Raw genomic sequence first — 15,026 nt, forward strand, 5'->3', positions numbered from 1 at the left:
GATGACACCCGTCCTCGTCATCAACAGCGGCTCGTCGTCGTTCAAGTACCAGCTGATCGACATGGCGGCCGAGAACGTGCTCGCGGCGGGACTCGTCGAGCGCATCGGCGAGGAGACCGGGTCTGCCACGCACACCGTCTTCTTCTTCGCCGAGGAGGGCCCGGCGCCCGCGGTGCGCAAGGCCACCTCCACTCTCACCGAGCGTATCCCCGACCACACCGCAGGCTTCGACCTGATGATCCGGGCCTTCGCCGAGCACGGGCCGTCGCTCGACGACGAGCCGCCGATCGCCGTCGGCCATCGCGTCGTGCACGGCGGCGCGCGGTTCTTCGAGCCCACTCTCATCACGCCGCTGGTCGAGATCAACATCGACGAGCTGTCGGTGCTGGCTCCGCTGCACAACCCGGCGAATCTTCAGGGGATCACCGCGGCGAAGAAGGCCTTCCCCGAGGTGCCGCACGTCGCCGTGTTCGACACCGCGTTCCACCAGACCCTTCCCGCTGCTGCGTACACGTACGCGATCGACGCGGAGCTCGCCGCCGCGCACCGCGTGCGCCGGTACGGATTCCACGGCACATCGCACAAGTTCGTGAGCGAGGCGGCGGCCGACTTCCTCGAGCGGCCCCTGGAGCAGCTGCGCCAGATCGTCTTCCACCTCGGGAACGGCGCCTCGGTCGCGGCGATCGACGGCGGTCGCTCGATCGACACCTCGATGGGACTGACGCCGCTGGAAGGGCTCGTGATGGGCACCCGCTCAGGTGACCTGGATCCGGCCGTGCTCCTGCACCTGTCACGACGTGCGGGGCTGTCGACGGACGATCTCGACACCCTGCTGAACAAGCGCAGCGGCCTGCTCGGTCTCGCCGGCGCCTCGGACATGCGCGACATCCAGGCCGGCGTCGACCGGGGCGACGAGACCGCGACGCGCGCGTTCGAGGTCTACGTCCACCGCCTGCGCGCCTACGCCGGCGCCTACCTCGCCCAGCTCGGCGGCGTCGACGTCATCGTCTTCACCGCCGGTGTCGGCGAGAATGCGCCGGCCGTGCGCGAACAGGCCCTCGCGACCCTCGGATTCGCGGGCGTGCGCATCGATCCGGAGCGGAATGAGGCGCCCGCGCGCGGCATCCGCACCATCTCCGCCGACGACTCCGCAGTGACCGTGCTCGTCGTGCCCACAGACGAGGAACTCGAGATCGCGCGCCAGAGCCTCGAGGTCGCCCGCGGCTGAGACCGAGGCTGTCTCGGGCGTGCCCCCGATCCCCCTAAGCTGGCCACAGGCGCGAAGGTGTGCCCACCCCGTCCGCCCCCGCGAGGAGGTCCCGTGTCTTCCCCCGCCCTGCCCGACCTGACGACCTACGACGCCGTGCTGTTCGACCTCGACGGGGTGCTCACCCCGACCGCCGAGGTGCACATGCACGCGTGGCGCACCATGTTCGAGGAGCTCTTCGCCCAGTGGGGGATCGAGCCGCCGTACACCGAACGCGACTACTTCGACCACCTCGACGGCAAGAAGCGCTACGACGGTGTCGCCGCGCTCCTGCGCAGCCGTGACGTGGAGGTGCCGTGGGGCGACCCGTCCGACCCGACGTCGGCTGACACCGTGTGCGGCATCGGCAACCGCAAGAACGACGTCTTCGCCCGGGTGCTGCGCGCCGAGGGCATCGCCCCCTACCCCGGGTCGGTCCAGCTGCTCGACGCGCTCGCCGCCGTCGACATGCCGGTCAGTGTCGTGTCGAGCTCGAAGAACGCCGAGGAGGTGCTCACTGCGGCAGGGATCCGCGACCGCTTCCCGGTCGTCATGGACGGCGTGATCGCGGAGCGCGACCACCTGGCCTCCAAGCCCGCCCCCGACGTGTTCGTGACGGCGGCGAGAATGATGCAGGTCGACCCCGCGCGCAGCGTCGCCGTCGAAGACGCCATCAGCGGGGTGCAGTCGGCCGCCGCGGGCGGTTTCGGTCTCGTCGTGGGTGTGGACCGAGGTGCGGGTGAGGATGCGCTGCTCGCCGCCGGCGCCGACGTCGTCGTCTCGGACCTCGCCGAGTTCGTGCCGGAGGTATCCGAATGATCGATCGCGATCGTTTCCCGGCCGATCCGTGGCGTCTCATCGAGACCCGTTTCGACATGTCCGACATCGGGGTCACCGAGACGCTGTTCGCCGTCGGCAACGGCTACCTCGGACTGCGCGGCAACCTGCCCGAGGGGCGGCACGCGCACGAGGACGGCACGTTCATCAACGGCTTCCACGAGACCTTCCCGATTCACCACGCCGAACGCGCATACGGATTCGCCGAGGTCGGTCAGACCATCGTCAACGCCCCCGACGCGAAGGTCATGCGCGTCTACGTCGACGACGAGCCCCTCTCGCTCGACCTCGCCGACGTGCGCGAGTACGAGCGGGTGCTCGACATGCGCGAGGGCGTTCTGCGTCAGCGCATCCTCTGGGTCACGCCCTCCGGCAAGGAGGTGCTCATCGAAGACGAGCGGATGGTGTCGTTCGGCGAGAAGCATCTCGCGGCGATGCGCCGCACGGTCACGGTGCTCAACTCCGACGCGCCGGTCACGATCTCGTGCCAGCTGCTGAACCGGCAGGACGGCGAAGACGTCTACGGTGGAACGCCGAACGCCACGAAGAAGTCGGGATGGGATCCGCGCAAGGCCGAGCGCATCCAGGACCGGGTGCTCCAGCCGCAGGAGTACTGGCAGGACCACAACCGCTCGGCGCTGTCGTTCCGCGTGTCCGAATCCGGGATGACGATCGCCGTCGTCGCCGATCACGTCGTCGAGACCGACAACGAGTACGACGCTCGCCGCCTCATCGAGCCCGACATCGCCAAGAACGTCTTCCGTGTGGACGCTCGGGCCGGCGTGCCGACCACCGTGACGAAGTTCGTGAGCTATCACACCTCCCGCGGTGTGCCGGCTCGCGAGCTCGTCGACCGCGGCCGTCGGGTGATCGACCGCGTGCTCGGGCGCGGGTACGGCGAGCTCATCGACGGTCAGCGCGCATGGCTCACCGACTTCTGGGACCGCTCCGACGTGCGCATCGGCGGCCAGGACGACATCCAGCAGGCCGTGCGCTGGTGTCTGTTCCAACTGGCGCAGGCAGCGGCTCGCGCCGACGGGATGGGCGTTCCCGCGAAAGGCATGACCGGCTCCGGCTACAGCGGCCACTACTTCTGGGACACCGAGGTGTACATCATGCCGTTCCTGGCATACACCACCCCGCTGTGGGCGCGGAACGCGCTGCGGATGCGCTACCTCATGCTGCCGGCCGCACGCCGGCGCGCGCGTCAGCTCAACGAGGCCGGCGCGCTGTTCCCGTGGCGCACGATCAACGGCGAGGAGGCGTCGGCCTACTACGCCGCCGGCACCGCGCAGTACCACATCAACGCCGACGTCGCCTTCGCCGTCGCGAAGTACGTGCGCGCGACCGGCGACGAGGACTTCCTCTACCGCGAGGGCGTCGACATCGCCGTCGAGACGGCGCGGCTGTGGACGACACTCGGATTCTGGCGCTCGAGCAACGGCCACGGCGAGGACTCGTTCCACATCCATGGCGTGACCGGGCCCGACGAGTACACGACCGTCGTCAACAACAACCTGTTCACCAACGTCATGGCGCGGTTCAACCTGCGGTTCGCGGCGCGCACGGTCGAGGAGATGGCCGAGAACGACCCCGACGCCTACCGTCTGATGGTCGAGCGGCTGCGGCTCGACCCGGCGGAGGCGGAGATCTGGGATCGCGCGGCCGAGGCCATGCACATCCCCTACAGCGAGGCGCTGGGCATCCACCCGCAGGACGAGGTGTTCCTGGACCGCGAGGTGTGGGACCTCGAGCACACGCCGCGTGAGCAGCGGCCGCTGCTGCTGCACTTCCATCCGCTGGTGATCTACCGCTACCAGGTGCTCAAGCAGGCGGACGTCGTGCTCGCGCTCTTCCTGCAGGGCAATCACTTCTCGCCCGAGGACAAGCTCGCCGACTTCGAGTACTACGACCCGCTGACCACGGGCGACTCCACGCTGTCGGCCGTCGTGCAGTCGATCCTGGCCGTCGAGGTCGGATATCAGGAGCTGGCGCTGGAGTACTTCGTCCAGTCGCTGTTCGTGGATCTCGCCGATCTGCACCACAACGCCGCCGACGGTGTGCACGTCGCGTCGGCGGGCGGGGTGTGGACCGCGCTCGTCTCCGGCTTCGGGGGCATGCGCGACCACTTCGGCGAGCTGTCGTTCGATCCGCGTCTGCCCGCCGACTGGCCGGAGCTCGCCTACACGCTGCACTGGCAGGGCACACGCCTGGACATCACCGTGCGTCATCACGAGATGCGCGTCGACGCGGGGGAGGGGAGCCCCGTGGCGTTCACCGTGCGGGGCGCGTCCTATGTCATCGAGGGCGGGGGCGTGGTCGTCGTGCCGCTGCCGGATCAGGGGCCGCTCATCTCGGGCCGCCCGTCGTTCCAGAGCTTCCTCGACGCGCGTCGCGAGGACGGCACGCTGATCTCTGCCTCCGTTCCGGCCATGACGACGAGCATCCCGGTCATCGGCGACGAGGAGCAGGTGCCCTCGGAGCACGGCGTCGACGCCTGACAGGCAGCCCATCCCTGTCTCGTCCGCTCTCCCCATCCGCCCGCCCGGTCTCCGATGTCGGAGATTCGGCCCGAGGTCGGAGGATCTGGGCCGAATCGTCCGACATCGGCGCGATTCTCCGACGTTCGCGTGGCGGGCTGTGGCGGGCGCCGACACGATGTCGGAGCGACGCCGTAGGCTGTCGGGGTGACCACCGCCCTCTACCGCCGCTACCGCCCCGAGGCGTTCGGGGAGATGATCGGGCAGTCGCAGGTCACCGAGCCGCTGATGACCGCGCTCCGCGGTGATCGCGTCGGTCACGCCTACCTCTTCTCCGGCCCGCGCGGATGCGGCAAGACGACGTCGGCGCGCATCCTCGCCCGGTGCCTGAACTGCACCGAGGGTCCCACCGACACCCCGTGCGGCACGTGTGAGAGCTGTGTCGAGCTCGGCCGCGGGGGAGGGGGTTCCCTCGACGTGGTCGAGATCGACGCAGCCTCCCACAACGGTGTCGACGATGCGCGCGACCTGCGCGAGCGCGCGATCTTCGCGCCGGCGCGCGATCGCTTCAAGATCTTCATCCTCGACGAGGCGCACATGGTGACCCCGCAGGGATTCAATGCGCTGCTGAAGCTCGTCGAGGAGCCCCCTGACCACGTGAAGTTCATCTTCGCGACGACCGAGCCCGAGAAGGTCATCGGCACCATCCGTTCGCGCACGCACCACTACCCGTTCCGGCTGGTGCCGCCGGCAGCGATGCTCTCCTACGTCGAAGAGCTGTGCGCGAGTGAGAACGTCGATGTCGAGCCTGGCGTTCTGCCGCTCGTGGTCCGTGCCGGCGGCGGCTCTCCCCGCGACACGCTGTCGCTGCTCGACCAGCTCATCGCCGGGTCCGATGTGACGGACGAGCGCGTCGCGGTGCGGTACGAGCGCGCTGTCGCCCTCCTCGGCTATACGCACGGCGAGCTCCTCGACGAGGTGATCCACGCGCTCGGCGCCCGCGACGCGGCGGCCGCCTTCGGGGCCGTCGACCGCGTCGTGCAGACCGGTCAGGATCCGCGTCGATTCGTCGACGATCTCCTCGAACGGCTGCGCGACCTCATCATCATCGCCGCGACCGGCGACGGCGCATCGGCCGTGCTGCGCGGCCTGTCGGGCGAAGAGCTGCAGAACTACACGCGCCAGGCCGACGCGTTCGGTGCGGCCCGCCTCTCCCGCACCGCCGACGTCGTCATCGCCGCTCTCGACGAGATGACGGGAGCCACCTCTCCCCGTCTCCAGCTCGAGCTGATGGTGGCGCGGGTTCTCACCGCCGCAGACGCTGCGGCCGGCGCTGTGGTGAACGGCGCTGTTGCGACCGGTGCTGCCGCTCCCGTCGCGATCGCGGAGGGCCCGGTGGTGCCGGCGCCCGCGTCAGCACCCGCCGTCTCCCCCTCGTCCGGCGTCTCGTCGTCGCCGCAGTCGCCGTCGTCGCAGCCGGTTGCGTCGGCGCCATCCGCGCCGCCGGCACCGGAGCGCGAGCCTGCGCCCGAGCCGCCGTCGGGCCCGATCACCACCGAGGTCGTGCGAGCCCATTGGGATGCGGTCCTCGGCCGTCTCGAGTCGATCAGCCGCTCATCGTGGCTCGTCGTGCTCGGCGCCCGCGTCGCCGATCTCACCGATGACGTGCTGACGCTGGCGTTCACGAGCGCTGCCGACATCAGCCGGTTCAAGCAGCGCACCGCGGGTGCCGGACCCAGCGAAGACCTGCGGCAGGCCATCGTCGCCGTGCTCGGCGTGCGGGTGAAGTACCTCGCGAACCTCGACGACGGTGGTTCCGGCCCCGGCGGCGGGTCGGCTCCCGAACCGTCAGCGCCCCCGGACGGCGATTCCGCGCCGCCGCCTCCCGACCCCGCCGACACGGCACCGCCCCGCTCGCGCGGACCCGCGCCGGCCCGGGCAGCGGCGAGCGCGGTGACCGACTGGGCCGTCGCCCCCATCCCGCGCGACGAGCCCCGGCCCACCGACGCGCCCTCCTCGCACGCGCCGTCGCCGGGCGCGCCGCTCGGCCAGCTCGCCGTCGACGACGACCCCGAAGACGCGCGTGCGGCCACGCGGACCGAGGTCCTCGCTCCCGCGAGGGAGGGCGACGTGCTTCCCCGCGAGGACGTGGCGCCGGTCGCCGACGACGATGGCGACGAAGACGAGCTCGACACCGACGTGCGACCCGACGATGCCCCCGCCCCGCCGATCGTCGTTCCGCGTCTGACGCCGTCGGGCCCGGAGACGACCGCGCGAGCGCGCGTCGGCGGTGGGCAGCGCTACGGCGAGGCCGTCGTGCGGCAGGTGCTCGGCGCGACCTTCGTCCGCGAGGAGCCCTACGACGCACCGACGAGGTTCGCCTGATGTACGACGGCATCGTCCAAGACCTGATCGACGAGTTCGGACGCCTCCCCGGCATCGGGCCGAAGTCGGCACAGCGCATCGCGTTCCACATCCTGCAGACGCCGGGTTTCGACGTCTCGCACCTCGCGCAGCTGCTGTCGGAGGTGCGCGACAAGGTGCGCTTCTGCGAGATCTGCGGGAACGTGTCCGAGCAGGAGCGGTGCGGCATCTGTCGCGACCCGCGGCGCACCCTCAGCGTCATCTGCGTCGTCGAGGATGCCAAAGACGTCGCGGCGATCGAGCGCACGCGCGAATTCCGCGGCCTCTACCACGTGCTCGGAGGCGCCATCAGCCCGATCGCGGGCATCGGACCGGATGACCTGCGGATCACGCAGCTCATGCAGCGTCTCGCCGACGGCACCGTGCAGGAGGTGATCATCGCGACCAACCCGAACCTCGAGGGGGAGGCCACCGCGACCTACCTCAGTCGTCTGCTCCAGACCCTGCAGATCTCCGTCACGCGCCTGGCCTCGGGCCTCCCCGTGGGCGGCGACCTGGAGTATGCCGACGAGGTGACGCTCGGGCGCGCGTTCGAAGGTCGGCGCGCCATCGGCTGACCCAGCGGACCGTCGGCGTCCAGCCGCCGTCCGGGTCAGCGGCGAAGGCGCACCCGAGTCCGAGACACCGAGCCGAGCGAGGCGCGCACCGGTTGGCCGACGTAGATGCCGAGCGAGGCGCCGACCGCCAGGCTGATGCCGACCACCGCGGCGCCCACGAGGTTCTCGAAGCCCACGATCATGAGGGCGCCCTCGTCGCCGGCCTCGACGATGCTGAGGAGGCCCCGGAACACCGCGGCACCGGGCACCATCGGAAGGATCGCGGCCGTGGTGATCGCGATCGAGGGCACGTGCAGGCGGAAGGCCACGACGACGCCGACGAAGCTGCCGACGAAGGCGCCGAACCCGCTCGCCGCGGCCGTCTCCAACCCGACGGCGTCGGCGGCCAGGTAGCCCAGCCAGGCGACGAGACTCAGCCCCGTGCTCACGACGATGATGCGTCGCCCGGCGCCGTTGTAGACGGCGACGGCCACGGCCACCAGCGCGGCTCCGAGGAACTGCAGGGGCACAGGTCCCAGGGGAAGCGCCTCGCTCGGTGGTTCCATCGCCTGACCGACCACGCGCGCGACCTCGAGAGCGGCCAAGATGCCCAGCACCACGCCGAGCGTGTGAGTGATGAGTTCGAGGATGCGGCCCATCGCCGTGAGTGCGAAGCCGTCGATGGCGTCTTGGGCGGCCCCGACGACCGTGAGTCCCGCGAGCATGAGCACGATGCCGGAGGCGACGATCACCGACGGGCGGATCTCCTGTGCGCCGGGGAGCGGCGTCATGGCGAGCAACGGGCTGAAGGCTGCCGTCAGGGTGAGGACGAAGGCGCCCGCGATCTGGCTGAAGAAGTACGGCACACGGGCCTTGGCGAGAGCGTACTGCGTCAACGCGGCGAGGATCGCGGCGACGAAGGCCAGCACGATGACGATCCACGGCGCACCGAACATGACCGCCACGCCGACGGCCAGCATGCCCTGGGCGACGACGACGGCCGGCGGGCGGTATCGGAAGGCGGTGCGCCGGATGCGTCGGTAGCGCTCGGCGGCGGTCTGCGGATCCAGCCCCGCCCGGATGTCGGCCACGAGGGCCTGCACGCGCTGCAGCCGCTCGTAGTCGGGTGCCGCCCCGCGGACGACGCGCATCGAGGTGATCGGCCTCGCGGCTCCCGGGCGGTGGTAGGTCGCGGTGATGGAGTTGTAGGTGACGTCGACGTGCACCTGATCCAGCCCGTAGGTGCCGGTGACGCGCACGATGGTCAGCGTCACCTCGCTCGCCGGGGCGCCGGCGACGAGCATCGTCTCGCCCATGCGGATCGCGAGCTCGACGATCTGAGCGGCGAGCGCGTCGTCGATCACCGGGAGCGCTTCGGTGAGGGTGTCGGTGGGGACGTCGCTGTTGACGAGGTCGCGAAGGCTCGGCAGCAGGCGTCGGCGGCGAGGGGGCATGCGGGTGCATCCTCCGGGTGGTGCGAGGTGTGTGGTGCGTCGATGAATCGGCCGCGTCGATGATTCGGCCGCGTTGGCCGACTCGATCCTAGATCTCGGATGCTGTGCGCGAACAGTGTGCGCCGGGCGGCCGACCGGTGCGTCCGTCACATGGCGAAGAGGGCATGGGCCCGTCCGTAAGATGGTGGGTCGGGCGTGCCTTCGTCCGACCCATTCTTCGTGCCCGCGCAACCCGGGAGATCCAACGTGGCGCTGATCGTCCAGAAGTACGGCGGTTCGTCCGTCGCCGACGCGGAGAGCATCAAGCGAGTCGCCAAGCGCATCGTGGATGCCCGTCGTGCCGGTGACGACGTCGTCGTCGCCGTGAGCGCCATGGGTGACACCACCGACGAGCTCATCGACCTCGCCGGGCAGGTGGCGCCCATCCCGGCGCCGCGCGAGATGGACATGCTGCTCTCCAGCGGTGAGCGCATCTCGATGGCGCTGCTGGCGATGGCCATCCACTCGATGGGCTTCGAGGCGCGCTCCTTCACCGGCAGCCAGGCCGGCATGATCACCACGGCCGACCACGGCTCGGCGCGGATCGTCGACGTCACCCCCATCCGCCTGCGCGAGGCGCTCGATGACGGGGCGATCGTGATCGTCGCCGGGTTCCAGGGTTTCAACCGCGACACCCGCGACATCACGACCCTCGGGCGCGGTGGCTCGGACACGACCGCGGTGGCCCTGGCGGCGGCCCTCGACGCCGACATGTGCGAGATCTACAGCGACGTCGACGGGATCTTCACCGCCGACCCTCGCGTGGTGCCCAAGGCCAGGAAGCTGTCCGTCGTCGGCGCCGAGGAGATGCTGGAGCTCGCCGCCAACGGCGCGAAGGTGCTGTACATCCGCGCGGTCGAGTACGCGCGTCGTCACGGCGTGCTCATCCACGCCCGCTCCACGTTCAGCTCGGGCGTGGGAACCTACGTTCTGGGTCCGGGGATGACCGTTCCCGACGGCGAAGAGGGAGAGACCATGGAAGAGCCGATCGTCGCCGGAGTCGCCACCGACCTCGGTCAAGCCAAGATCACCGTCATCGGCGTGCCCGATGTGCCCGGCAAGGCGGCGGAGATCTTCAAGATCGTCGCGAAGTCCGGTGCGAACGTCGACATGATCGTGCAGAACGTCTCCGCCGCATCGACCGGTCGCACCGACATCTCCTTCACCCTTCCCAAGCCCGACGCCGCCACGGCGATCAAGGCCCTCGCCGGAGAGCAGGACGACATCGGCTTCGCGAGCCTGGTGCACGACGATCAGATCGGAAAGCTCTCGGTCGTCGGCGCCGGGATGCGCACGCACTCGGGCGTCTCGGCGACCCTCTTCGAGGCACTGAGCACCGCGGGCATCAACATCGAGATGATCTCGACCTCCGAGATCCGCATCTCGGTCGTGCTGCGCGGGGACGATCTCGCGGATGCGGCACGCGTCGTCCACACCGCCTACGGCCTCGACGGCGACGCCGACGCGACCGTCTACGCCGGCACCGGCCGCTAAACTCGGCCCTTCCACCCGTTCCGGCCGGATGCGTCCGGCCCTCCCGCTCCCCGAGCTCGACCCGAACCGAGGAACCGTCATGACCCGTATCTCCGATTCCGGACTCTCCGTCGCCGTCGTCGGCGCCACCGGCCAGGTGGGAACCGTGATGCGCGAGATCCTCGCCGAGCGGGCGTTCCCCATCCGTGAGCTGCGCCTGTTCGCCACCGCGCGTTCGGCCGGTCAGGCGATCAACTTCGCCGGCCAGAGCATCGTGGTCGAAGACATCGCGACCGCGGACCCCGCCGGTGTCGACATCGCGCTCTTCTCCGCCGGAGCCACCGGAAGTCGTGCGCACGCGCCGCGGTTCGCCGAGGCCGGTGCGCTCGTGATCGACAACTCCAGTGCGTGGCGCATGGACCCCGAGGTGCCGCTGGTCGTCAGCGAGGTCAACCCGCACGCGATCGACGATGCGGTCAAGGGCATCGTGGCGAACCCGAACTGCACCACGATGGCCGCCATGCCGTTGCTGAAGGCCCTGCACGCCGAGGCGGGTCTGGAACGACTGATCGTCAGCACCTACCAGGCCGTTTCCGGATCGGGTCTCGCGGGGGCACAGGAGCTTCTCGGTCAGATCGAAGGCGTTCTCTCGCAGGGGGACACCCTCCGCCTCGTGCACGACGGTTCAGCCGTGGACTTCCCGCAGCCGGAGAAGTACGTCGCGCCGATCGCGTTCGACGTCATCCCGCTCGCCGGATCCGTCGTCGACGACGGCCTGAACGAGACCGACGAGGAGAAGAAGCTCCGCAACGAGAGCCGCAAGATCCTCGAGCTCCCCGACCTCCGCGTCGCGGGAACGTGCGTGCGCGTGCCGGTCTTCACCGGCCACTCGCTGTCGATCAACGCCGAGTTCGCCCGCGACATCACGCCCGAGCGGGCCCGCGAGGTGCTGGCGGATGCTCCCGGGGTGCGTCTGGAAGAGGTTCCGACCCCGCTGCAGGCTGCCGGTCAGGACCCGAGCTTCGTCGGCCGCATCCGGCAGGATCAGTCCGCCCCCGAAGGCCGCGGTCTCGTGCTGTTCATCAGCAACGACAACCTGCGCAAGGGGGCGGCGCTGAACGCCGTGCAGATCGCCGAGGTCGTCGCGGCCCGTCGCGGCGTCACGGCGTGAGTTCGGCGCTTTCCGCCCGCGCGCCTAGAATCGACGGGTGACCGAACCCGCCGACGTCGTGCTGATCGGTGGTGGCATCATGAGTGCCACCCTGGGCACGCTCATCTCCGAACTGCAGCCCGACTGGAAGATCGTCGTCTACGAACGGCTGAGCGATGTCGCCGAGGAGAGTTCGAACGCCTGGAACAACGCCGGCACGGGTCACGCTGCGCTGTGCGAGCTGAACTACATGCCCGAGGCGAAGGACGGCACCGTCGACCCCGCCAAGGCCATCTCGATCAACGAGCAGTTCCAGCAGAGCCGGCAGTTCTGGACATCCCTCGTCGACGCCGGAGTGCTCGACGCCCCCTCGACGTTCATCAATGCGACGCCGCACATGACCTTCGTGCGCGGCGAGAAGGACGTGGCCTACCTCAAGAAGCGCTACGAGGCGCTGAAGGACCAGCCGCTGTTCGCCGGGATCGAGTACAGCGAGGACTCCCGCGTCATCAATCAGTGGGCGCCGCTGCTGATGGACAAGCGTCGCGCCGGTGAGCCGTTCGCGGCCACGCGCGTCCCCGCCGGAACCGACGTCGACTTCGGGGCGCTCACGCGCCAGATGTTCGCCGCGCTCCGCGAGCGGGGTGTCGAGGTGATCACCAACCGCGAAGTGCGCAAGGTCAAGCGTCGCGGCGACGGCTCGTGGCGCATCCATTGGCGGGACACCATCGGCCGCACCCCCGGCACGAGCGATGCGAAGTTCGTCTTCGTCGGCGCGGGCGGCTGGGCGATCAAGCTGCTGCAGTCCTCGCGCATTCCCGAGATCTCCGGCTACGGCGTGTTCCCGATCGGCGGTCAGTGGCTGAAGACGTCGAATCCGGCGATCGTCGCCCGCCACCGGGCGAAGGTGTACTCGCAGGCCTCCGTCGGCGCACCCCCCATGTCCGTCCCGCACCTGGACACCCGCGTCGTGGACGGTGAGACCTCGCTGCTGTTCGGCCCCTTCGCGACCTTCAGCCCGAAGTTCCTCAAGAACGGACGCTGGTTCGATCTGTTCGCGCAGGTGCGTCCCGGCAACATCCTGCCGATGCTCAAGGTCGCGATCGACAACCCCGGCCTCATCAAGTACCTCGTGAGCGAGCTGCTGAAGAATCACGCGCAGAAGGTGGCGAGCCTGCGTGATTTCATGCCCACAGCCAAAGACGAGGACTGGGAGCTGCTCGACGCCGGCCAGCGCGCCCAGGTGATGAAGAAGGACCCCAAGAAGCTCGGCGTGCTGCAGTTCGGCACCGAGGTCGTCACGAGCGCGGACGGGTCGATCGCCGGTCTTCTGGGAGCCTCGCCCGGCGCCTCGACGGCGGTGTCCATCATGCTCGGGCTGCTGAAGACCTGCTTCCCCGACCGCGTGTCGGAGTGGGAGCCGCGGCTGCGAGAGCTCATCCCGAGCTACGGCGAGACGCTCAACCCCCGCCCGGAGGCGGCGGACGCGGTGCTGGACACGACCGCCCGGGTTCTCGCCATCCAGCGATGATCCGCGCAGCGGGCATGTCCGCAGCGACGGGCACGGTCGGACGCCGGTAGGAGGAGGAGTCGTGGCGAAGCTCTACTTCCGCTACGGGGCGATGAACTCCGGCAAGTCCACCGCCCTGCTTCAGGCGGCGTACAACTACGAGGAGCGCGGTCAGCGCGTGCTGCTGGCCAAGCCTGCCATCGACACCAAAGACGCCGATCGCGTCTCGAGCCGTCTCGGCGTCACGCGGCCGGTCGACTTCCTGATCCGTCCCGATGAGGACCTGCGCGCTCTGTTCGCCGAGCATCGCGCGCGCGTTCAGGCGGAGGCGCGGGAGAGTCTGCTCCCCGATGAAGACCCACCGCGGCGCGCCGACGTGGCGTGCCTGCTGCTCGACGAGGCGCAATTCCTCACCCCGGCTCAGGTCGACGATCTGATGCGGATCGTCGTCCTCGACCGCATCCCGGTTCTCGCCTACGGCATCCGCACCGATTTCCGCACCGAGGCGTTCCCCGGCTCGCGACGCCTCATGGAGCTGGCGCACAGTCTCGAGGAGCTGAAGACCATCTGCCGCTGCGGACGGAAGGCGCTTTTCAACGCGCGCCTGGTGGGCGGGAGGTTCGTCTTCGACGGCGACCAGGTCGCGATTGACGAGCTGACGGCGGACCGCGTGACCTACGAGTCGATGTGCGCGGAGTGCTACCTGGGTGAGTCGGGCGGACGGCTGGACGGACGCTGATCGCCCGCCGGGGCGGTGCTGGCTAGTCTGGAGGCATGCGAGTACTCCTTGCCGGCGGGGCCGGCTACATCGGCGCGCACACCGCCGTCTCCCTGCTCGACGCCGGACACGAGGTCGTGCTGCTCGACGACCTGTCGGGCACGAGCGCCGTCGCGGCGCAGCGCGTCGAGCGGATCACCGGCAAGAGCGCCCCGCTCGTGGTCGGGAACGCCGCCGACGACGAGGTCGTCGAGAGCGCGTTCGCCGACCACGGCCCGATCGACGCCATCATCCACTTCGCCGCCTTCAAGGCGGTCGGGGAGTCGACCCAGAAGCCGCTGGAGTACTACGCCAACAACCTCGACACCACCTTCGCGCTGCTGCGCGTCGGCCTCGCACACGGCATCCGCTCCTTCGTCTTCTCGAGCACCGGAACCGTCTACTCCGACCCCGCCGACCTGCCGTTCACCGAGGAGTCGACCACGAGCGTCGACCTCTCGAACGCCTACAGCAAGTCCAAGCGCATGAACGAGGTCGTGCTGGCGGATGTCGCGCGCGTGAACCCCGACGTCAATGTCACGGTGCTGCGGTACTTCAACCCGGTGGGCGCGCACACGAGCGGCCTGATCGGCGAGGACCCCACCGGCATCCCGAACAACCTCATGCCGTACGTCTCGCGTGTCGCCATCGGAGCACTTGAGCGCATCGGCGTCTTCGGCGATGACTACGACACCCCCGACGGAACGGGACTCCGCGACTACATCCACGTCGTCGATCTCGCCGACGGGCACGTCTCCGCGCTCGAGAAGGCCGCACCGGGATACGCGGTGTACAACCTCGGCACGGGTCGGCCCGTGAGCGTGCTCGAGCTGATCTCCTCCTTCGAGAAGGCCGTCGGGCGCAAGCTCCCCACCCAGATCCTGGACCGCCGCCCCGGTGACGTCGCGGCGACCTACTGCGACCCGGCGAAGGCGGAACGCGAGCTCGGGTGGAAGGCGCGATTCGGCATCGACGAGGCGTCGCGCGACTATTGGACCTGGCAGTCGCAGAACCCGCAGGGATACGCGACCGCCGAGTAGTCACCGCGCCGCCTCGGCAGACGGCTTCCGTGGTCTGACCACAGTGTGTACGATGGTCAGACCACGGAAGGAAAACGTTT

11 protein-coding genes are annotated in these 15,026 nt (G+C 69.6%); 10 read left to right on the plus strand and 1 reads right to left on the minus strand.

Going from position 1 to position 15,026, the window contains the following annotated elements; translation table 11 throughout:
- Position 1 precedes the first annotated feature (1 nt).
- From IM777_RS04220 to recR, 5 genes are all read left to right on the plus strand, one after another.
- The gene (locus tag IM777_RS04220; protein WP_194384776.1) at positions 2-1,228 is read left to right on the plus strand and encodes an acetate/propionate family kinase; all 1,227 of its coding nucleotides are present in this window, start codon (positions 2-4) and stop codon (positions 1,226-1,228) included.
- A gap of 93 nt (positions 1,229-1,321) precedes the next feature.
- Positions 1,322-2,065, plus strand: coding sequence for an HAD family hydrolase (locus tag IM777_RS04225; protein WP_194384777.1), 744 nt, complete (start codon positions 1,322-1,324; stop codon positions 2,063-2,065).
- On the plus strand, positions 2,062-4,584 hold the full coding sequence (locus IM777_RS04230; RefSeq protein WP_194384778.1) for a glycoside hydrolase family 65 protein: 2,523 nt from the start codon (positions 2,062-2,064) through the stop codon (positions 4,582-4,584). Before IM777_RS04225 ends, IM777_RS04230 begins: the two co-directional genes overlap by 4 nt.
- Positions 4,585-4,770: 186 nt before the next feature.
- Entirely contained in the window at positions 4,771-6,948 is a 2,178-nt protein-coding gene (locus IM777_RS04235; RefSeq protein WP_194384779.1) for a DNA polymerase III subunit gamma and tau, read from the plus strand.
- Positions 6,948-7,544: a recombination mediator RecR gene (gene recR, locus IM777_RS04240; RefSeq protein ID WP_071044406.1), complete on the plus strand. Its 597-nt coding sequence runs from the start codon at positions 6,948-6,950 to the stop codon at positions 7,542-7,544. Before IM777_RS04235 ends, recR begins: the two co-directional genes overlap by 1 nt.
- Before the next feature lie 35 nt (positions 7,545-7,579).
- Here the strand turns inward: recR and IM777_RS04245 are convergent, their stop codons facing one another.
- Entirely contained in the window at positions 7,580-8,977 is a 1,398-nt protein-coding gene (locus tag IM777_RS04245) for a threonine/serine exporter family protein (protein WP_194384780.1), read from the minus strand.
- A 246-nt stretch (positions 8,978-9,223) separates the two neighbouring features.
- On the opposite strand from IM777_RS04245, the gene IM777_RS04250 reads away from it, so the two are divergent.
- From IM777_RS04250 to galE, 5 genes are all read left to right on the plus strand, one after another.
- Entirely contained in the window at positions 9,224-10,510 is a 1,287-nt protein-coding gene (locus IM777_RS04250) for an aspartate kinase (protein WP_071044408.1), read from the plus strand.
- A gap of 79 nt (positions 10,511-10,589) precedes the next feature.
- On the plus strand, positions 10,590-11,660 hold the full coding sequence (locus IM777_RS04255) for an aspartate-semialdehyde dehydrogenase (RefSeq protein WP_194384781.1): 1,071 nt from the start codon (positions 10,590-10,592) through the stop codon (positions 11,658-11,660).
- 37 nt (positions 11,661-11,697) lie between these two features.
- Entirely contained in the window at positions 11,698-13,170 is a 1,473-nt protein-coding gene (locus IM777_RS04260; RefSeq protein ID WP_194384782.1) for a malate:quinone oxidoreductase, read from the plus strand.
- 61 nt (positions 13,171-13,231) lie between these two features.
- On the plus strand, positions 13,232-13,888 hold the full coding sequence (locus IM777_RS04265; protein ID WP_194384783.1) for a thymidine kinase: 657 nt from the start codon (positions 13,232-13,234) through the stop codon (positions 13,886-13,888).
- A 35-nt stretch (positions 13,889-13,923) separates the two neighbouring features.
- Positions 13,924-14,946: a UDP-glucose 4-epimerase GalE gene (galE, locus tag IM777_RS04270; RefSeq protein ID WP_071044412.1), complete on the plus strand. Its 1,023-nt coding sequence runs from the start codon at positions 13,924-13,926 to the stop codon at positions 14,944-14,946.
- Positions 14,947-15,026 lie beyond the last annotated feature (80 nt).

The organism is Microbacterium luteum, from assembly GCF_015277875.1.
In the GTDB taxonomy this organism is placed as follows: Bacteria; Actinomycetota; Actinomycetes; order Actinomycetales; family Microbacteriaceae; genus Microbacterium; species Microbacterium luteum.